Here is an 18,658-nt window from a genome sequence, read left to right on the forward strand (position 1 = left end):
CCATGGCGCGACCGACGATCGGTCACCTCGACCCTCGCTTCATCGACATGATGGATGAAATGAAGGCCTTGCTGCACTACGCCTTCAAGGCCCGAAACGAACTGACCCTGCCGGTTTCCGCACCCGGCTCGGCGGGCATGGAAACCTGTTTCGTCAATCTCGTGGAACCCGGTGATACCGTAATCGTCTGTCAGAACGGCGTGTTCGGTGGCCGGATGAAGGAAAACGTGGAGCGTTGCGGCGGCAAGACCGTGCTGGTGGAAGACGAATGGGGCATGCCCGTCGATCCGAACAAGGTGGCCGATGCCCTCAAGACACACCCGGAAGCCAAGATCGTCGCCTTCGTTCAGGCCGAGACCTCGACCGGCGCCTGCTCCGACGTGGAGACCATCACCCGGCTTGCGCACGAACACGGTTGCCTGGTCATCGTGGACGCGGTGACCTCGCTCGGCGGTTCTCCGCTCGAAGTGGACGAATGGAACGTCGACGCCATCTATTCCGGATCGCAGAAGTGTTTGTCCTGTACGCCCGGCCTTTCGCCGGTCAGTTTCAACCAACACTCGATCGACGTCATCAAGAATCGCAAGACCAAAGTCCAGAGCTGGTTCCTGGATCTCAGCCTGGTCATGAACTACTGGGGCGGCGGCACCAAACGTGCCTATCATCACACCGCGCCGATCAATGCCTTGTACGGGCTGCATGAAGCCTTGGTGCTGCTGCAGGAGGAGGGGCTGGAGAATGCCTGGCAACGGCACCGCGACATGCATATCGCGCTCAAGGCCGGCCTCGAGGCGATGGGACTACGCTTCATCGTACCGGAAGCCGCCCGCTTGCCGCAGCTCAATGCCGTCGCAATCCCGGACGGCGCCGACGATGTTCAGGTCCGCTCTGCCCTGCTCAATCGTTATGGCCTTGAAATCGGAGCGGGACTCGGCGCGCTGGCCGGCCGAATTTGGCGCATAGGACTCATGGGATACAGTGCATCCCCGAAAAATATCCTGCTCTGCTTGAGCGCTCTCGAAGCGGTGCTCGCCGAAAGCAAAGCCTCGATTGCCGCCGGTGCGGCCATAAACGCGGCTCAAAAGGTATTGGCCGACCGCGGTTATTGATCCCTTGTACCGCTAGCATCGACTATTCGATCATGCCTATTTCCGAAAAACTCTTCGCGCTCGGCCAGCATGCGCTGCCCCAGCATGGACTGTCGCGCCTGATGGGCTCGATAACCCGATGCCGTAACAGCCTCTTCAAAGACTCGATGATCCGCACTTTCATCAAGCTGTACGGCGTCGACATGACGCAGGCTCTCGAGCCCGCCCCGGCGGCTTACGGGTGCTTCAACGAGTTCTTCACGCGTGCGCTCAAGCCGAATGCCCGCCCGATCCCGCTCGACCCGGACACGGTCGTCTGTCCGGCTGACGGCACCGTCAGCCGAATCGGAGCGATTACCGAGGGACGCATCATCCAGGCCAAGGGAAAAGAGTTCAGCGTGCTCGAGTTGCTCGGCGGAAACCCCGATAACGCAGAACCGTTCACCAACGGCCGATTCGCGACAATCTACCTCTCGCCGCGGGATTATCATCGTCTACACATGCCCCTGGGCGGGACGCTCAGGGAGATGATCCATGTCCCCGGAAAACTGTTCAGCGTCAACGCGGCCACCACGGCCAATGTCCCGAATCTGTTCGCACGCAACGAACGGGTCATCGCTCTGTTCGACACCCAAATCGGCCCCATGGCCCTGGTCCTCGTCGGGGCCATCTTCGTCGCCAGCATCGAAACGATTTGGCATGGCGTCGTGACCCCGCCGACCGGCAAGACCGTACGAACCTGGGATTACCCGGCAAATCCGCCGGTGCTCGCGCGCGGCCAGGAGATGGGGCGCTTCAACATGGGCTCCACCGTTATCGTGCTATTCGGCGATGGCGTGGTGGATTGGGATGAATCGTTGCAGGCCGACACTATCGTCCGCATGGGACAGACCTTGGGCCGACTCAGAGCTCAGACAGCCAAAAGTTCCGACAACCGCCAGCGGACAGCATGAAGACCAATACCTGATCCAGTCGGTGGAACCAGCCGGGTTATTCCATTCAGCATTCGAGCAAACATTCATCGTAGGACGGGTAGAGCGAAGCGAAACCCGTCGATGGCGCTGGCTCAGGACAGGCTCCGCGTAACCCACCAATTCGAGGTCGCTCGGTGGGTTACGGCCTCACGGCCTAACCCACCTTACAAAAACATTAGTACCTAACTGAGAGCAAATTGGAATTATTAATCAGGCCGGTACACGCCCGGCCTGGGCTCACGCGGCTTGTCGCCGCGCCGGCGCATCCCTACCCCGGATTAACCCGGCCTATAGTTATAGGCCGGGTTAATAGGCCTCTTTCTGCACCGGCAAACCGGCCAGTAGCGACCGGCGCAGCAAGTCGGTTTCTTCCAGCGAGTCGGCCAGCGCACGCAGAACCGCCGCGCTGCGGTTCCTGTAGACTTCGGCCGCGGCCGTATACACCCTTGCCCTTCCTTCAAATCCGCTGCGGCCGCGTAGATCCGCCACGCCGCCATCGGGATAAAGATGCCTTCGATAATGGCGAGCGCCAGGGAAACCTGGCTTTCCGCCTCGTACCAATCCCCCTCTGCCATCGCGATCCGGGCCAGGAGCCGGTGTCCCAGCGCCAGAAAGTGGCGATCGCCGGGCTGGACGGCAACCTCGATCAAGCGCTGCGCTTCGGTTCGGGCCTGCACGGGTTTCCCCATGGTCAGCCAGTATTCGCCCAGGCTCTCATAGAGCATCATCCGATTCCGCAAACTGAACAAGCCATCCGCCGCTGCGAGACATGGAGCGAGTGAGCGAGCGAGTCGAGTAGTCCCCGGAAGCCCGAGCGCCGGGTGTGAGACCGAAGGTCGACGCGATAGCGGCGGTCGGAGGTCTCACACAAGGCATCGCGACCGGGCGTCGAGTCATCTGCGAGCGGTGTCCGGACCCCTTGTTGGGTCCGGACCAGACGAGCGGGGACGGCCGGGGCGCCGAAGGCAATAACTCGTCGCCAATTTTTTGCTCCTTTTGGTGACTTGGAGGTCCCAAAAGGTTTCGCAAAAAATGGCGACGCAATCGTTCGGCCATCTGGGCAAGGTTCTCAAGGCAACAAATCGCCTCGTGATGCCGGCCCAGGGCCAGATGCGCTCGGCTCTTCAAAAGCACAAAGAGCGGCACGGCATAAGCGTCCGTATGCCGCGGGGTGGCACGTCTACACAGCACCAGCGCACCTCGGTAATCCAGCGCTTCCAGATACAAGGCCGCGGCAGCCAAGTGGAAAAGCGACCGGGGCATCGGACTGTCATTTTGCTCCGCCGCCAACAGCCCTTCCGCCTGTATGCGCCTCAATTCTCCCCATCTTCCGAGATGGAGCAAAGCCCAAGCGGAATAATACTTGCCGGACATGTAATTGAAACCATCGCCCATCGCCTCGCCCAAATGCATGACCTCTTGCGCGGACCTCAAGGCACCGCTGTAATCGGCCCGATCGAGATCCATAACGGTTTGCTGGGTGTAATACAGCGCCAGGGACGTCCGGTCTCCCGCCAAGCGGGCGAATTCCGCGCCCCGGGCGACCGCGGCCCAGTCGTCCGCTTCCTCCCGGCACAAACCAAACGTGAGGCGGAAAAGCGCCCGGTTGGCCGCCGCGTATGCTCCGGGGCGGATGTCGGCGAGATCGCGGCTCCGCTCGACCGCCCTGTCGGCTGTGGCGATGCAGCGTTTCGGATCGGAATGAAACAATGCCAGGGTCAATGCGATCAAGCCCCCGACCTCTTGCGGCCTTCGGCGCCGGCCAGCGCAACCAGTCCCTCCAGGTCTTCCACCATGCAAGGCCAATCGGAGAGCGATTGCGTCGCCATTTTTTGCGAAACCTTTTGGGACCTCCAAGTCACCAAAAGGAGCAAAAAATTGGCGACGAGTTATTGCCTTCGGCGCCCCGGCCGTCCCCGCTCGTCTGGTCCGGACCCAACAAGGGGTCCGGACACCGCTCGCAGATGACTCGACGCCCGGTCGCGATGCCTTGTGTGAGACCTCCGACCGCCGCTATCGCGTCGACCTTCGGTCTCACACCCGGCGCTCGGGCTTCCGGGGACTACTCGACTCGCTCGCTCACTCGCTCCATGTCTCGCAGCGCACGCGATGCACCAGGGCGCGCAGCTCCATGAGAGCCAGACGGTTGTCGATGCGGGCTTCGGCCGGCAACCGGTCCACCAACTCCAATGCACGGCCGAGGTAATTCAAGGCTTCGCGGTTGGCGAAACGCCGCGCAGCCTGTTCGGCGGCGAGCTGCAGATATCCCAAGGCCTTCTTAAAATCCCTCCCTTCCTCGAAATGCCGAGCCAATTCGGCCGCAATTTCGCCCGACCTTCTCCCGAAAGCACATTCCAGCCGTTCGCCCAGCCGCCGGTGCAGAACGATCCTGTAGGCCGGAGCCAGCCGCCGGTAAACCACTTCCGCAAACAAAGCGTGGCGGAACGCATAGTTTCCCGCCACGGTACCGTCCGGCCACTCGGCCACCCCACTCGCCATCCACATCGGGCTCCGCCGCACCAGTGCTTCGCAGCAAGCCTCGACAGCCAGCGGATCCTCTTCCAAGGCTGCCGCCAGAAGGACTGCCGAGCTCTCCATTCCGACTGCACTCGCTACGCCGAGCAACTGCTGCTCTCGAACCGACAAGCGTCCGAGCTGATGTTCGATCAGTTCTCGGATGTCGTCCGGTACGCCGCGTTCCAGATCGTCTGCACTGCCTTCGACACTCCACCGTTTCTCGGTTTGCCGAAGACGTCCTTCGGTCAGGAGATGATCGATAAGATTCACAACGAACAAAGGTTGGCCGCCGGTACGGCGATGAATAATCCTGGCGATTTCTTCGGGAAATGAGGCATTGGGAAACCGCCGATCGAGATACGCGCGCAGTTCTTCCCGGGAGAAGGCGTCGATCGGCAGGTCCGCGCACAGTCGACGCGCCAGCAACTCCTGCCGCACTTGTTGGAGGGGATGATCGCGAAGCGCCAGATCGCTCGCCCTGTAGCTGACGATCACCAATAGCGCTGCCTTCTCCCGGCGTCGCCCCAGCGCCGCGAGAAGATCCAGGGTGGCATAATCGCCCCAGTGCATGTCTTCCAGAACCAGCACCAGCGGCACATCCGCCGACAGAGCCTCCAGGAGTTCGCACCCTTCCCGCAGCATACGTTCCCGAGTCGCTCCCAACACTTGCCGCTGCACCTGCTCCCGTTCCTCCGCCGAGAGCAGCCTCGGCAACTGCGCCAGCCAGGTGGGAGCATAAGCGCTCAATGCCGCTTTCAAACCCTTTCCCTCCCGACTCAAGGCCTCCAGCAGAGGCAGAAATGCCTCTCCCAATCCATAGTGCTCGATGCATTGCCCCCACAGCACCTGGTGCTCAACCCGCGTCATGGTCTCAAGAAACATCTCGACGAAAGTCGTTTTGCCCAACCCCGCCTCCCCGGTCACGAAAACGATCTGCCGCCGGCCACCCTGAGCCGCCCGCCACAGCTCGCGCAAGCGCTCCAGCTGCGTTTCCCGTCCGACCCGCAGACACCCGACAGTGGCTGCGCTAAAGGCGGACTCCGTCCGATTCTCTCCTGGGATGTCCGGCGGGGTAACGGAGGCCGGCGCAATGAACCGATACCCTCGCCGGCTGGCCGTCTCAATGAAGCGCGGCGACTCGGCTTCATCACCGAGCACTGCACGGAGCTCGCGAATATACCCCCGTAATAATCCTTCACTCACATAGGGCTGATGCCAGACCGCCTCGAGCAACTCTTCCTTGGTAACCAAGCTCTGCGGGTGTTCCGCCAGATAACGCAGCACGGCGAGCGCCTTCGGCCGCAAGGGTATGTGCTCTGCACCGCAACACAGTTTCTCATTGGCCAAATCGAGCTGAAACGGGGGAAAGAAAGGGTGATGTCGACGGTTCATTACGGTCTTCTATTCAAAACAAAATCTGTAGCAGATTGTGCAGCGTTTACGGAAATTGCACGACATTTCCACGGTACCTGAACGGCAATCCGGTTTCGCTGCTGATAAGCTTTTCCCGTGCCGGACGCGAACCGTCGCTGCCGGAACCGTTATTCGTGATTGCCATTTACTCAAAAAGGTCCCATCAAAGAGGATCTCGTATGAAATCGAAGGCTCCGCAGCGTTTTTCGCCGCGATATCGCAGCAAACGCCGGACCTCTACCCCCCGAATCGTACGCCGGAAAGCCATAGCAGGTCGAAAGTTTTGGACCGCCCGGCGGCTGCCGCCGCGTCCTGGCCCGGGAGCGATGCACGGACTCTGCGCCGACCTCGCAAATGTCTTAAGCCATGCTATCAACCTGCACCGATATGTTCGCGGCATTATTTCACAGAGCGAACGGATCGATTTTTCATATAAGGACTCTCCGGTCGGACGTCGGATTTGGACGCAACCCGGACGAAACGCGTTTCAGCGGCGACAGGCCGCTGCAACGAATGCGGACGACCGGCGGTTTCTCCGTGACTGACGCTCGCGAGAAAACCACGCTTTATCCATTACTGCCATCATCATGAGTCCATAGCCCCGAGGAAAGAGTATGAGTTTCGGCAATTACGATCAGGTGCGAGGCCTCGGCGGTGTCATGAGTGGCCCCCAGCTTGCAAAGCTTACACGTCCACGGATTTCCCACGCGGTGACGCGCCGGCGCCTGTTCGAAGCGCTTGATGCGGCTTCGGTTCCGATCATCTGGCTGTAAGGCCCTCCCGGCGCAGGCAAGACATCGTTAGTTGCCAGCTATGTCGCCGCTCATCATCTGCCCGGCGTCTGGTATCAGGTCGATCGCGACGACGGGGATCTGGCCAGCTTCTTCTACTATCTTAGCCTCACCCAAGCCGGAGAAGGTGGTGCCCTGCCTTTACTGACACCGGAGCATCTTTCCGATGTCGAAAGCTTCGCCCGCAAGTTCTTCCGCGAACTTTATGCGCGGCTGCAAGCTCCGAGCGTTATCGTTTTCGACAACCTCCAAGAGGTACCGGACGCCTCCGCGTTCCACTCGATTATCGCCCTGGCAGCAATGGAAGCCCCGATTGGGATGCGAATTATCGTGTTAAGCCATGGCGAACCCTCTGACGCCTATGTCCGGCTACGCGCGAACGGTCTGCTGGCATTGTTGAGCTGGGACCAACTTCGGTTGAGCCTGGAAGAGACAACGGCCATCGTTTTTCAACGACGCCCGGAGCTCGACCGAAACCTTGTAGAGAGCTTGCACCAGCAGGCTGACGGCTGGGTTGCCGGCCTGGTCTTGTTGCTGGAGCAACGGTTCGATATGCACCTGGTCACGAACACTCGGCAGAGCTAGAGGCGATCTATCCTGGCCGAAGGCGCCAACGCCTTCGCCCGGTCGGTCGCTTGGTACAACAGGGCGCAACCGGAAGATGACCGGACCCATGCGCGGGAGGTTCCAGCGTTATGCCCGCTTCCGGAATTTGGGAAAACTATCCAGACATTTGCCGATTTCAAGGCGTTGACGGGCCGTGTCCCATCCGAGGATTGGCGCGATTTTGGCCGCGATGGCTTCCATTTCATCACGGGAAAGCCGGTGCAGGAGCAGTAACGGCAAACGACGACGCAGCAGATCGTCCAAATGAACGACCATCTCGCACCGCGCACAATGGTATAAATCGGCGAGGATGAAAGGCAGCTGCGGGTGCATCCGCGTACCCAGGGCTCCATCGCGCTCGATGCATCGGAAAATTTCGTCAATCCGCCGGCCATGGCGGAAACTCAACCAGCGCACTTGCTCCTCCGACAATCCCAAACTCCGCCCTTGCCCCACTCTGTCGCGGAACCATCCCGCATACTCCTCGGCCGGAGCCCATGGAAAAGCCAGATCGGCCGTCTTGCTCGTTCTTCGGATACCCAGTTTTCGGCACACTCTATCCACGATAGCCGCGGCGCTCTGCCGCGCCGAGGTAAATTTGCCGCCCACCGAGACTAGGACGCCGTTTTTCAATTCTTCCAAGACCCACTCGCGGCTGAGCCCGGACGGCGCAAGCCCTTTTTTGCTCTTCAACACCCGGAGACCGGCAAAACCGCCGATAATATCGTGTTCGGTCCATTGTACGGAGCCGAGTACACGGTTTGCCGTACCCAACAAATAATCGACATCGTCCGGCTCTACCACGACATCCGAGGGATCGCCGACATAATCCGTGTCGGTAGTGCCTAACAAGGTCAAGCCGTACCACGGCACAAGAAACACCACCCGTCCGTCGGTTTCCGAAAAGAACAGCAAGGCATCCTTGCCGGGCAAAGCGGGCAAGATCAGGTGAACGCCCTTGCAGAGCCGAAACGAACCGCGTGCGATACCGGACATATCTTTCACCCACGCGCCCGTGGCATTCACGACAGAACGGGCACGCACCGGCGTCTGTTCCCCCGTGATCTGATCCTTGACGATCACGTCCATGGTATGCCCGTGCCGCTCCTCGTAGGCAATGGCCCCGCAATAGTTGACTGCAACCGCACCTGCACCCAAGGCGCCGTCCACGAGTTCCAGAACGAACCGGGCGTCGTCCGTCTGCGCATCGCCATAAACCCAGCCGCTTTCCAGGTTCGTGGGGTGAACCCATGGGAAACGAAGCGCAAATGCTTCCGCGCTCAGACGCTCGTGGCGCGCGTACGAGCCGGTCGCGCTCCCCAGAAGATCGTAAATCCGGAGCCCCAGACAAAGCTGCCAGGCGCGAGGGGGAGCGCCTCGATAGACCGGGATACCGAATCGAAGCTCTTCGACTCGATGAGGACAAAGCCGCATCAGCCGCTGCCGCTCGTTCAAGGATGTCCGAACCAGGCCGAAATGGCCCTGGGCGAGGTAGCGCAGTCCGCCGTGGATCAGCTTGGTGGACGCCGACGAGGTAGCTCCGGCCCAGTCTCCCTGGTCTATCAGGGCCGTCGATAACCCACGCAAAACGGCATCATAAGCCGTCCAGGCACCGTAAATGCCGCCACCGACGACCAGCAAATCGAAGGTTTTGTTCTTGAGGTCGAAAAATCGTCGCCGCATGCTTGTGATCGCCTGGATTCCCCTTGCTTTTTAGACCGATCCTCAGAATGTTACACTCGCGCCGCCAGTGAACCCGACATCGAGAATATCCCCGCCCCGGCTTTGGATACAAGCGAGTCGGGTGCACTTTTCGCACATTCAAGATTTGCCGCTGGAATGCGGCCTAATATCCGATCGCTTTGCTAATGAAAGACTCCTTATTGGTTCGGCTTCATACCCAAATCGCGGTATTCGCGGCCTTGCTCGTCCTGTGCGGCCCCATCGAAGGCAAGGATGTCTTCCGCTGGGCGGACGCCACAGGACGCATTCACTATTCCGATCACGCCGTACAAGGCGCCGTACGTATGGACATCGATACGGCGCCCGTGGTCCACCGAGTAAAACTCGTATTCGATGGAGACACCTTTCTGCTCGACAACGGCGAGAAAGTCCGCTTGCTCGGCATCAATACGCCGGAAGTGGACAGCCCGAAGAAGATGGGCGAAGCGGGGGGTGAAGAGGCGAAGCAGTGGCTGCAAAGCCGCCTGACCGGGCGCATGGTACGCCTGGAGCAAGACCGGGAGCTTCGCGACAAGTACGGACGGATGCTGGCCCATGTCTTTACCGAAAACCGCGAACACGTCAACCTGACTTTGGTGGACGCGGGCTTGGCCTTTGTCGACATTCATCCCCCGAATCTCAAGTTTGCTGAAGCTTTGACCCGGGCACAGAACCGCGCGGAGCAAGCGCGACGCGGCATCTGGGGAATGCCGGAGTATCGGGCGAAATCGGTCGGAGCGCTCATCGCCCGGCCCAGGCTACGCGGCTGGCAGCGTCTGACAGGTAGGCCAACCGGGATTTCTTCGGGAAGGCGGTATGTACGCTTAAAATTCTCCGATCGATTCGAAGTCCGAATCGCGAAAAAAAACCTGAGCCTGTTTCCTCCCTTGAAGACCTACCTAACTCAAACGGTCGAGACACGGGGATGGGTATCGCGCAGGCGCGGCAATTATTCGATCTTCGTAAAACATCCGAGCGCGCTCGTCATCCGCAGATGAGCCATGCAAACCGGGGATTTCAATATCGGTAACGCTGCTCCTCGTCGTAATATCGAGGGAACCCGACGGACGCTTTCAATTCTTCGAAATCCATGATGTTCCCGGGAGTTCGCCCCTGCTTGAGGCAGACCAACGCATCGCGCATGGCGCGGATGCCGGCATTCAGCAAAGTCAAAGGATATACGGCAATCTTGTAGCCTATTGCTTCGAGTTCCCGCGGCGGCAATACCGGCGTTTTGCCGAATTCGATCATATTGGCCATCTTGGGTCCGCCGACTTCCGTGCAGTAGCGGCGCATTTCTTCGACGCTTTCGGGCGCTTCCAGAAAAGTAATATCGGCGCCCAACTCCCGGAACAATCGACAGCGTGCGATGGCTTCCTCCAAACCCAGCACGGCCCTGGCGTCGGTTCGCGCCATGATGAGTATGTCGTCGCCGGCGTTGCGGGCATCAACCGCCGCACGGATTCGCATGGCTGCCTCTTCCCTGCTTACCACGGCCTTCCCCTGGGTGTGACCGCAACGTTTTGGGGCCATTTGGTCCTCGATCATGATGCAGGCGAATCCGGCGCGAGCGTAACCCTGGACGGTCCGCGTCACGTTGAGCGCATTGCCGAAACCGGTATCGCCATCGCCGAACATCGGAATAGTGACGGCAGCACAAATGTTCCGCCCCTGTTCCACCAGTTCTCCGTAGGAAATCAAACCGGTATCCGGCAAGCCGAGACGAGCTCCCGAGACGGCGAAACCGCTCATGAAGCCCATTTCGAAACCGGCCTCCTGGACCAGCTTGGCGGAAAGGGCGTCATGGCAGCCCGGCATAATGCGGATCCCGGGCGCGGCGAGAAGCTCTTTCAAGCGAGTGGTAGTAGCGGCCATTTGGTCTTCTCCTCGGAACTCAGGGAACATGGAAAAACCCGATAAAACGAAAATCAGGATTGCAGGGGTGCGCTATCGGTCCCCGAAAGAAGGCGCGGAGCCTCATCCGGTCTCGGTATGTCCACACCGAGGCTGATGACGAAACTCGACGCTTCCTCGATACTCATCTCCGACACCTTAACCTTTGATTCGTGGACGATCACCGTAAAGCCTGAAGTCGGGTTCGGCGATGTCGGTATGTACAACACCAGTTGATCGTCGATCCGGTTAGTCACATATGCCGGTACCCAAATATCCTCTTTGGGGTATTCGATGTAAACCACGTCACGCAGCTTATCCTCCTCGTCGCCCCGAAACAGGTTCAGTATTTTCTTGGTGACGCGATAAATCGTGCCAATTAGCGGGATACGATTCAGCAGGCCTTCAAGGTAGTACCAAAGATGGGCCTTGTCCTGCTTGAGAAGATAGCCGAAATACGTCAGAACCAATACCGCCGCCGTAAACAAGCCTATGGGTATTAGGAAGTTTTCATAACGACCGAAGATGCTTGACACAAAGTCTCGAAGCAATCCTTCGACGGCGATGACGATCTGGAGGATGATGACGATGGGCAACAGACCCAAGGCACCGATGAGAAAATAGCCGAAGAATTTCTGTAATGTTTTTTTCATCTCGTTGCCAGCCGCTTTGGTGACTCATTTGAAATTCTGAAACAATCGGAGCCGGCCGAGCGATGCGTCCCTCGACCACCCTACACAAGGAAACATGATTTGCGGAAAAAAGTGTACTGGGGACAGCGCCAGTTTTGGAACGTTGAAAAAGTCCCAACAATAGCGGATGACGTGTCGGGGCAATCACTTTTCTACCGTCTCAGCTAGGACAAAGCTGAATCCGCCACGCGTATCGTAAGACGCTACGATAGTCAACGGCTCCGCCGCCCAGCCCCGACAGAGTAATCACCGCCAAGACCGAGCATGGTTCGGACTCGTCGAGCTTTAAACGCCATTCAGGCGGGTACCTGCCGTTTCCACCTTGATAATCCGACTAACGTCGTCCGGGCCGTTTCCGTTTCATAGGCTAGGACTCTTTGAATCCCAGCTTTTGCAGAATAATCTCCAAGGGACAGAACCTCGTGAATCCGCTCTGAAACAGGTTCGCTCCCACGAATGCCGTAAACCAGAGCCAATTCTTGTTGACGTATACCGGACTGGCTTCGGCGCCCAGCGCCAAAGACAGCAAAACGAAAAAGCCGGCGAAAATTCTCACTAATCGGTGTGTAGTCATGACAACCTCGTGTTAGACTTCTCTAATATAGCAAACCCAGCCGGTAATCAAGAATTCGGGGCAGCCCGAACTTTAGAGGGAAATATTTTGATGGCCAATGTAGTCATGTACAGCTCTGCATTCTGTCCGTTCTGCGTCATGGCGGAACGACTGCTGTTGAAGAAAGGCGTTCAGAATATCCACAAGATCAGAGTCGACTTGGAGCCAGAGCTCCGGCTCGAAATGATGGAAAAAACAAAACGCCGCACGGTACCCCAAATTTACATCGGTGAAACTCATGTGGGCGGTTTCGACGAGCTTGCCGCCCTGGACCGCGAGGGCGAACTGGATCTTTTACTCGCTGCCAATCAGGCAACGGCCTCTGACTGACAAATGTGCGGCGAGCAGCGCGAGCACGAGCCTGTCCCGAATAGGGTCGAAGTCGTGCCCGTTGCGAAAGAGCGGGGCGTCTATTCCGAGTCCACGATGGGCGTGCGCTCGGATTCGGGAAGCAGTTTGGGGGAGTTCCAGTCACGAATTAATTGATTTTTCTCAAAACTAAATTCTCAAATATGTGTCATTAATATCAATTCGTTCTGAATCAGCCGGACGGCTGAAGCCCAAAGCACGCCTGGCGTACGCCGAGAACATATAAGCCTTGCGATTGTACATGGCGTCTTGGTTATGTATATTTACCTATTCCTTAAGCTTATTCGGAGGCGAGAGGAAGAAGGCGGTAAACTCTGAGCCTTTTGTTGCCGGCTCGCATCAACAAAATACAAAAATCCGATAATCCACCAAGTGAGGGAAGAGATATGCGTAAACTCATTTCGTTAAAAGAGTGCTTGCTTGCCCTAGGCGTGCTCGTTTTTTCCGTTATCCCGGTATCGACCTGGGCCCACGGCGGCGCCTCGGGCGTCGACTTGGATGCTTGCCGTATTCCGGTCGGTCCGCACTGGGTACATTTCACCGCTTACCAGCCGCAACTGACCGGAACGACCGAATACTGCAATTCGATTCCTGAACTTGGCTCTGCCACCTTGGTGTTCGACTACGAAGGAAAGGCCCTGCGGAATATGACGGTCGAGTTCGAAGTTACCAAGGAACCCCAAGGGACCCGCCTGTTCTATAAGGAGCCCTCAAACTATCCGACAGGAACGGTAAATACCACGATCAACTTCACCGAACCCGGCGATTACTTGGCCCACGTAACTCTGGTTAATGAAGGTCAAAAAGTGGACGCACACGTCCCTTTTAGTGTGGGCACGGCATCCGGCGCACTTTCGACCAGCACCTACCTGGTCATCGCAGTCATTCTGATCGCGGTCGGCTACATTTTATACCTCTCCAATGCGTCGTTTAAGGGCGCTGTAGACCGGATGATGAAGAAATCCTCTTAGGAACTTTCAGGTCGAATCTCATGACTAAGCGCCAAACCTCGTAAGCCTTAGTCACGTCTTCGAATCTTCGTTCCCAGCGGTACTCAAAATGCAGACACGTTGCCTCGTATTCTTGTTTGGTTCAGCCCTGTTAGGTTTATCCACCGGCGCCGGCGCCGTTACTTCTCCGCCGCCCAGTTCCAAAGTTCCGATGGGCGAAGCGGAACCTTTCTGTGACGACAGAGCTCCCAGCGATTGGCGCAAGGCGCAGGTCCTCGAAGGCGTAACCATTCAAGAATCGAGGGTCTGCAACCCCGACAACCCCGCCGATATCGCGGCTTTCGTCAAGGGGACCAACAACATCTCCATGCAGACGATCATGGATACGTCCAACCTGGCGGCGGACGCGATTACCAAGACGAACGACATGGATGGCGACGGAGACCCCGACCATATCATCATCAAACTCGAAATCATCGAGCTGAATGGACGCTCGCCGGATTTTGCAGGCGTAGTTCCAACTTTCGACATCGCACCGGGAATCCAGCCCAGCTTCTGGGTCTTCGCTCCGAAAAGCCGCGATATGTCGACGCGGAGCTTCGCCAGCGTAGAAGCCAATCCGCTCATTCGCATGCCGTCCCCTACGATACGTATCGAACAGGGCGATGTGGTCTGGCTGGTAGTCGAAAACACCCACTACTTCCCGCACTCGATACATCTTCACGGCGTCGACCATCCCTTCATGGATCACGGCGGCGAAGGCAACGACGGTGTGGGCCAGACGAGTCAAATGGACATCATGCCGGGTGAAAGCAAGACTTACGTGATTCGCCCGCGCCAGCCCGGCACCATGTATTACCACTGCCACGTGCAGCCTCATACGCACATTCCGATGGGGCTCGCGGGCATGATTGTCGTAGAAGAAAACAAGCCCAACAACTGGGTGCAGACTTTCAACGTGGGCAACGGCCAAGTCCGTCATCCTTCCGTTGCCGTGTCGGAAAAATTCGATCAGGAATATGATTTGCACTATCAGTCAGTCGACAAGGAAATGCATGCGCTCCCGCAATTGGCCAATGACCCCCGTCTGATTGCAAGAGCAATGAATCAGGAGTACGACATCACGGACGCGACCGAGGATTATTTCTTGCTGAACGGGCGTTCCTTCCCGTACACCCTTCGTGAATCCCTCATCACGGTGGATCCCGATCAGAAGATCAAGCTGCGTATTCTCAACGGTCATACCGAAACGCTCGCGCTCCACACTCACGGCCACAAAGCGACGGAAACCCACTATGACGGGGTCGAGCAGAACCCCAGCGCCCAGGTGACTCGAGACGTCTATATGATGGCGCCTGCCCAGCGCCTCGATTTGTCCATAAGCACGAAGGATGACGGCCTGCACAGCTTCGGGTCAGGCATCTGGATGTTTCACGACCATGTTGAAAAAGCGTTCACCACCGACGGTATGGGCGAAGGCGGCAGTATCAGCCTGATCGTATACAAGTCGTATCTGGACGAAAAAGGCACGCCGAAAACCCACGGCATGGATCTGACGCCCTATTTCACCAAGGAATTCTGGCAAAGAAAGATTCCGGTCTGGCAGGACTGGGCCGACGACTGGGGCAGCTTGGGCGAGCCGGCCGGCATGCAAACAGCGGACGCCGCAACCGTATCCAAGGCAGTCGAGGTCAGCTCGACTTCCGCCCCGCTCTCGACTGATACCTCATCCAGTCCGCTGGGCAGTCTTTTCAACGGATTGATGTTCGGTATCGCTGGTTATCTCCTCTATATCTACCGTGACCGCGTGCGCGCTGTAATCAACCAAGTCGCATCCCAGGCCAAAGGCAAGCATTGAGGCAGTCCAACGTCATGTCTAAGTTTACTCATCTCATCATATTCAGCGCTCTGCTGACCGCATTGCCCGCTTACGCGGCGAAACAAGAAGAAATCGTGGAACATAAACTGCTGATGGATCACGGCGATGGGCACCTTATGGACATGGATGGTGCCATGGTTATGGGGCAAAACAAGGACAAACTTCCCCCGGGCTGCGATAAGATCAGCGGCGACGAGGAAATCACCGTAAGAGCCGGGCACAAATATTCGAAGAAATTTCCCGGAACCATGTTCGCGTTCGATAAGCAGGAGTGGCGCGTCAAACCGTGCACGCGGCTTACCGTGCATTTCATCAACGAGGACCACATCCGCCATCAATGGATGATGCATGGACTGCCGAAATATTTGTACGACAAAGGCATGTTCCACTTGGAAGTGACCGGCCCCGCAAAAATCAGCGGCACACTGATCATGCCGAAGGAAGACAAGACTTACCTCGTGCACTGCGATATCGCCCAGCATATGGAAAAGGGAATGAAAGCGCAGCTGGTCGTAGGTAAAGGCGGCGGCACGTTTCCCAGCATTCCCGGCCTAACCGATTTCGCGATTCCGGATAATTACGGCACTGCGCAAGCATCGGTTGCCACGCCCGCACCACCGGCCATCGGACCGCAGTCGGCACAACCTTCGTCGGCTCCTCAACCATCATCCAACACCGGCACGTTTCTTATCGGCGTGATCCTCGGCTTGTTCGCAACACCTTTTCTAATAAGCAATTTCAGACAACGCTTCCAGGGAATGAGCTCTAAAGACGTTGTCCTCTATGGAGCCAATCTCGGCAAGAGCCTGTTCGATCAAGCCGTCCATCTAGTAAGCTCCCTATATCGCAGCTTGAAGAAGTAAGCTGCTCACGCTTTCTGCGAGGCGTCTCGCGTATGCCTGCGGACTCGCCTCGCAGCGGACAAGAAGTTCGCTCTCCTTCGTCCTCTATTCATACGCAAGAATACCCACTGTAATCCGTTCCCAGACGGCGGCCGAACGCCTCGACGCAGCCGGGGAAGCGGTGTATGTCGGGATGGCGGTTGGCGCGATGCCTCGTTCAACGAGGCGTCATCCAACTGACTTGCAGCCGCCTCGAGCTATCCCGGCCCTGAACAAGAAGCCGAATCCCGAGGCAGCCGCACCGCGGTGTTATGTCATCGATACTCCGGCGTGCGTCAATGCGGATTGTTCATGCCAGTGGCGTACCTGTCGCAGATGATCGTCCTCTTCGGCCAGCGCTGCCCGAAAATCGGCCGTCATTTCATCGAGCCCCATCTCGCCGGCCAGCCGGATCAGCATTTCCCAGCCCGCGTGGTCGACCAGTTCGGCGGTAAGAATCGCTTCCAGCGACTGATCCACCGAGGTGCGTGGATCGCTCAGGATCTGAAGAACGCCGCTTGACGCCACTGCACTGACATCCGCACCGGGCGTCTGCGTGGTCGGATCGGCGCCCAGGGACTCCAAGGCCTTGGCGACCAGCTTGAAATGCTCGGCTTCTTCCCGCCGAAAACGTTTGAGCGTGTCAACGGAAACCTGCGCCCCGGATTCCGCAGCGGTTTCACACTTGTTGATCAGGTAGTCGTAGAGCCGTGTGCCGGTGCGCTCGAATGCCAGGCGCTCACCCAGCTTATCGATCAGGACTTCCGGGTGTTTGCCGGTCAGTTTCTGGAGCGTCGTCTGGGCCATTCCCTTCAGCGTACCCGGTGCCGGCACCGAACCGATCGGCTCCGATTCCCGAATGTATGCGCTATCAAGCGCTGCGAGTGCCGATTCGTCGCCGGACGAACTCGGAGGCACAGCTTGTGCCGCATCGATCATGCGCTGACTGTCTGCCGGCGACATGCCGATGCCGGTACGATTCTTGGTGCTCATCTCGACTGATTTTTCCATGGTTCCACTCCTTAGTGCGGTTTCTAGCGATTTAGGCAACCCTTCGATTCAGCTCGGTTCCGGGAGACCACTGGTATCCCGCAGCCACCGTTTGAGACGGCGACCCTTCCGAATTCATATGCCGACGGTATTCCAGCGATGCCGCCTCCTCCTGGGCCTTGTCGACGAATTGGGTACCCCGGGTGCGCAAGTTCACTTCCTGATCCAGCACCTTACGGACGAATTCCCGATTGCTCCGGAACGGAATCGGCTCGGGCAGAGTGTCCGGAATGACTTCGGCCGGGTCTCGCCGCTCGTACTTTTTGAACAACTCCGACACGTACGCGAAGTGTCCTAGCTCATAATCCAGGAAGCGTTCCCAGATCGCCTTGATCCGCGGATTGGATTCCTGCTCCATGCAGCTGTAGTAGTTATAAGCCTCGGTTGCTTCGTGCAGCAGCCATTTCTCGAGCCAGGTCTCGGTCGGATCAATGATCGACTCGTATTGAGTAACGTGCTGCTCCTCGATCGAGGCGATTTCCGCGTACAGCTGCCGCGCGACCGGATCAGCATACATCGGCCCGACATTGGCGTAGAAATCATGGGTCTGATATTCGGCGGCCATGATCGTCGTCGCATGCAGCTTGCTGATCGCAGCAGCTGTGGTTCGATCATAGTGCTCGCGCAAATCGTTCTCCGGCGCTCGATGCTCGTCCACGGTGGGTCTTCCCGGAATGATGTCCGTGTGGGACTGCAAAATATTGTTCGCGTCTTTGCCCTCTAGCCGATCCAACAGCGCCGAATAGCGGTAAAGGTGGTCGAAATCCTCAAGCAAGCCGAAGCGGTAAACCTGAGCCAAATAACCATCGGGTTCGTTCTGCGCAACGGATGCCGTAACCTCGACGGCAACCTGTTCGTAAGCGATGGTCGTCTCCAGCGGCGAGTGGTCCGAGGAAATGAGCCAATTGACGGTAGTCTGCTGATGCTGTTCCGTGCGCCTGACCTTGGCCAGCGGCACCTGCAGGTCTTTGTTCATTCGCGCGCACAAATGCTGAAAACGTAACGCCTCGGTTTCCAATCCGTTCATGAGGATGATTCTGACTCGGGTGAATGCCTCGTCATCCAGCTTGCTGATGGGCTTCTGAACGAGCTCTTTCCATGTGAACTTCTGCTTTTCAAGGGGAACTCCTCGCGAATCGAAAAGCTTTATGGCCATAACGCCTCCTGTCCAAATGTAGGTCCGTACTAAAGGAAAAAGCGTTTCGTTTTCGAAACACTCC

General features: G+C 57.8%; 18 protein-coding genes. 9 read left to right on the forward strand and 9 right to left on the reverse strand.

The window, feature by feature from the left end; all coding sequences use genetic code 11:
• Positions 1 to 2 precede the first annotated feature (2 nt).
• Together sS8_RS07145 and asd are read left to right on the forward strand one after the other, a co-directional pair.
• On the forward strand, positions 3 to 1,109 hold the full coding sequence (locus tag sS8_RS07145; RefSeq protein ID WP_232020550.1) for a pyridoxal-phosphate-dependent aminotransferase family protein: 1,107 nt from the start codon (positions 3 to 5) through the stop codon (positions 1,107 to 1,109).
• A 32-nt stretch (positions 1,110 to 1,141) separates the two neighbouring features.
• Positions 1,142 to 2,041 carry an archaetidylserine decarboxylase gene (asd, locus tag sS8_RS07150; protein WP_119632653.1) on the forward strand — a complete coding sequence of 300 codons (900 nt, stop codon included), beginning with the start codon at positions 1,142 to 1,144 and terminating at the stop codon, positions 2,039 to 2,041.
• A 299-nt stretch (positions 2,042 to 2,340) separates the two neighbouring features.
• Here the strand turns inward: asd and sS8_RS07155 are convergent, their stop codons facing one another.
• From sS8_RS07155 to sS8_RS07165, 3 genes are all read right to left on the reverse strand, one after another.
• On the reverse strand, positions 2,341 to 2,790 hold the full coding sequence (locus sS8_RS07155; RefSeq protein WP_119629044.1) for a hypothetical protein: 450 nt from the start codon (positions 2,788 to 2,790) through the stop codon (positions 2,341 to 2,343).
• Positions 2,777 to 3,793: a hypothetical protein gene (locus tag sS8_RS07160; RefSeq protein ID WP_145986440.1), complete on the reverse strand. Its 1,017-nt coding sequence runs from the start codon at positions 3,791 to 3,793 to the stop codon at positions 2,777 to 2,779. Before sS8_RS07160 ends, sS8_RS07155 begins: the two co-directional genes overlap by 14 nt.
• A 348-nt stretch (positions 3,794 to 4,141) precedes the next feature.
• Positions 4,142 to 5,971 carry an ATP-binding protein gene (locus sS8_RS07165; RefSeq protein WP_119629046.1) on the reverse strand — a complete coding sequence of 610 codons (1,830 nt, stop codon included), beginning with the start codon at positions 5,969 to 5,971 and terminating at the stop codon, positions 4,142 to 4,144.
• Positions 5,972 to 6,606: 635 nt separating this feature from the next.
• On the opposite strand from sS8_RS07165, the gene sS8_RS27980 reads away from it, so the two are divergent.
• Both sS8_RS27980 and sS8_RS07170 read left to right on the forward strand, forming a co-directional pair.
• On the forward strand, positions 6,607 to 6,765 hold the full coding sequence (locus tag sS8_RS27980; RefSeq protein WP_170160982.1) for a hypothetical protein: 159 nt from the start codon (positions 6,607 to 6,609) through the stop codon (positions 6,763 to 6,765).
• Positions 6,766 to 7,083: 318 nt separating this feature from the next.
• Positions 7,084 to 7,368, forward strand: coding sequence for a hypothetical protein (locus sS8_RS07170; RefSeq protein ID WP_119629047.1), 285 nt, complete (start codon positions 7,084 to 7,086; stop codon positions 7,366 to 7,368).
• A 108-nt stretch (positions 7,369 to 7,476) separates the two neighbouring features.
• Here sS8_RS07170 and sS8_RS07175 read toward each other — a convergent pair whose 3' ends face one another.
• Positions 7,477 to 9,072 (reverse strand): glycerol-3-phosphate dehydrogenase/oxidase, encoded by a 1,596-nt coding sequence (locus sS8_RS07175; RefSeq protein WP_119629048.1) that lies wholly within the window; start codon positions 9,070 to 9,072, stop codon positions 7,477 to 7,479.
• 185 nt (positions 9,073 to 9,257) lie between these two features.
• Between sS8_RS07175 and sS8_RS07180 the strand changes: the two genes are divergently transcribed.
• Entirely contained in the window at positions 9,258 to 10,109 is an 852-nt protein-coding gene (locus tag sS8_RS07180) for a thermonuclease family protein (protein ID WP_119629049.1), read from the forward strand.
• 19 nt (positions 10,110 to 10,128) lie between these two features.
• Here sS8_RS07180 and sS8_RS07185 read toward each other — a convergent pair whose 3' ends face one another.
• The 3 genes from sS8_RS07185 to sS8_RS07195 form a co-directional block, all read right to left on the reverse strand.
• A complete protein-coding gene (locus sS8_RS07185) occupies positions 10,129 to 10,986 on the reverse strand; it encodes an isocitrate lyase/PEP mutase family protein (RefSeq protein ID WP_119629050.1) in 858 nt (285 codons plus the stop codon).
• Positions 10,987 to 11,039: 53 nt separating this feature from the next.
• Positions 11,040 to 11,657 carry a DUF502 domain-containing protein gene (locus sS8_RS07190; RefSeq protein ID WP_119629051.1) on the reverse strand — a complete coding sequence of 206 codons (618 nt, stop codon included), beginning with the start codon at positions 11,655 to 11,657 and terminating at the stop codon, positions 11,040 to 11,042.
• Positions 11,658 to 12,063: 406 nt separating this feature from the next.
• Positions 12,064 to 12,270 carry a YgaP family membrane protein gene (locus tag sS8_RS07195; protein WP_119629052.1) on the reverse strand — a complete coding sequence of 69 codons (207 nt, stop codon included), beginning with the start codon at positions 12,268 to 12,270 and terminating at the stop codon, positions 12,064 to 12,066.
• Between the two features lie 90 nt (positions 12,271 to 12,360).
• Between sS8_RS07195 and grxC the strand changes: the two genes are divergently transcribed.
• The 4 genes from grxC to sS8_RS07215 all read left to right on the forward strand — a co-directional run bounded on the left by grxC (position 12,361) and on the right by sS8_RS07215 (position 16,370).
• Positions 12,361 to 12,639, forward strand: coding sequence for a glutaredoxin 3 (gene grxC / locus sS8_RS07200; protein ID WP_119629053.1), 279 nt, complete (start codon positions 12,361 to 12,363; stop codon positions 12,637 to 12,639).
• Positions 12,640 to 13,064: 425 nt separating this feature from the next.
• A complete protein-coding gene (locus sS8_RS07205; RefSeq protein WP_119629054.1) occupies positions 13,065 to 13,649 on the forward strand; it encodes a hypothetical protein in 585 nt (194 codons plus the stop codon).
• 88 nt (positions 13,650 to 13,737) lie between these two features.
• The gene (locus tag sS8_RS07210; RefSeq protein WP_119629055.1) at positions 13,738 to 15,486 is read left to right on the forward strand and encodes a multicopper oxidase domain-containing protein; all 1,749 of its coding nucleotides are present in this window, start codon (positions 13,738 to 13,740) and stop codon (positions 15,484 to 15,486) included.
• Entirely contained in the window at positions 15,483 to 16,370 is an 888-nt protein-coding gene (locus sS8_RS07215) for a cupredoxin domain-containing protein (RefSeq protein WP_232020551.1), read from the forward strand. The genes sS8_RS07210 and sS8_RS07215 overlap by 4 nt, the downstream gene beginning before the upstream one ends.
• 288 nt (positions 16,371 to 16,658) lie before the next feature.
• Here the strand turns inward: sS8_RS07215 and sS8_RS07220 are convergent, their stop codons facing one another.
• Both sS8_RS07220 and sS8_RS07225 read right to left on the reverse strand, forming a co-directional pair.
• Positions 16,659 to 17,399 (reverse strand): ferritin-like domain-containing protein, encoded by a 741-nt coding sequence (locus sS8_RS07220; protein ID WP_119629056.1) that lies wholly within the window; start codon positions 17,397 to 17,399, stop codon positions 16,659 to 16,661.
• 31 nt (positions 17,400 to 17,430) lie between these two features.
• Positions 17,431 to 18,594: a hypothetical protein gene (locus sS8_RS07225; protein ID WP_119629057.1), complete on the reverse strand. Its 1,164-nt coding sequence runs from the start codon at positions 18,592 to 18,594 to the stop codon at positions 17,431 to 17,433.
• Between the last annotated feature and the right edge of the window lie 64 nt (positions 18,595 to 18,658).

It is taken from the genome of Methylocaldum marinum (assembly GCF_003584645.1).
In the GTDB taxonomy this organism is placed as follows: domain Bacteria; phylum Pseudomonadota; class Gammaproteobacteria; order Methylococcales; family Methylococcaceae; genus Methylocaldum; species Methylocaldum marinum.

What these genes read in the sequence shown, in the direction of transcription:
- sS8_RS27980 (WP_170160982.1), top strand. Translation starts at nt 6,607, where the DNA reads ATGAGTTTCGGCAATTACGATCAGGTGCGAGGCCTCGGCGGTGTCATG.
- sS8_RS07220 (WP_119629056.1), bottom strand. Translation starts at nt 17,399, where the DNA reads ATGGAAAAATCAGTCGAGATGAGCACCAAGAATCGTACCGGCATCGGC.
- sS8_RS07225 (WP_119629057.1), bottom strand. Translation starts at nt 18,594, where the DNA reads ATGGCCATAAAGCTTTTCGATTCGCGAGGAGTTCCCCTTGAAAAGCAG.
- sS8_RS07145 (WP_232020550.1), top strand. Translation starts at nt 3, where the DNA reads ATGGCGCGACCGACGATCGGTCACCTCGACCCTCGCTTCATCGACATG.
- sS8_RS07195 (WP_119629052.1), bottom strand. Translation starts at nt 12,270, where the DNA reads ATGACTACACACCGATTAGTGAGAATTTTCGCCGGCTTTTTCGTTTTG.
- sS8_RS07155 (WP_119629044.1), bottom strand. Translation starts at nt 2,790, where the DNA reads ATGATGCTCTATGAGAGCCTGGGCGAATACTGGCTGACCATGGGGAAA.
- asd (WP_119632653.1), top strand. Translation starts at nt 1,142, where the DNA reads ATGCCTATTTCCGAAAAACTCTTCGCGCTCGGCCAGCATGCGCTGCCC.
- grxC (WP_119629053.1), top strand. Translation starts at nt 12,361, where the DNA reads ATGGCCAATGTAGTCATGTACAGCTCTGCATTCTGTCCGTTCTGCGTC.
- sS8_RS07190 (WP_119629051.1), bottom strand. Translation starts at nt 11,657, where the DNA reads ATGAAAAAAACATTACAGAAATTCTTCGGCTATTTTCTCATCGGTGCC.
- sS8_RS07185 (WP_119629050.1), bottom strand. Translation starts at nt 10,986, where the DNA reads ATGGCCGCTACTACCACTCGCTTGAAAGAGCTTCTCGCCGCGCCCGGG.
- sS8_RS07205 (WP_119629054.1), top strand. Translation starts at nt 13,065, where the DNA reads ATGCGTAAACTCATTTCGTTAAAAGAGTGCTTGCTTGCCCTAGGCGTG.
- sS8_RS07180 (WP_119629049.1), top strand. Translation starts at nt 9,258, where the DNA reads ATGAAAGACTCCTTATTGGTTCGGCTTCATACCCAAATCGCGGTATTC.
- sS8_RS07210 (WP_119629055.1), top strand. Translation starts at nt 13,738, where the DNA reads ATGCAGACACGTTGCCTCGTATTCTTGTTTGGTTCAGCCCTGTTAGGT.
- sS8_RS07170 (WP_119629047.1), top strand. Translation starts at nt 7,084, where the DNA reads ATGGAAGCCCCGATTGGGATGCGAATTATCGTGTTAAGCCATGGCGAA.
- sS8_RS07165 (WP_119629046.1), bottom strand. Translation starts at nt 5,971, where the DNA reads ATGAACCGTCGACATCACCCTTTCTTTCCCCCGTTTCAGCTCGATTTG.
- sS8_RS07175 (WP_119629048.1), bottom strand. Translation starts at nt 9,072, where the DNA reads ATGCGGCGACGATTTTTCGACCTCAAGAACAAAACCTTCGATTTGCTG.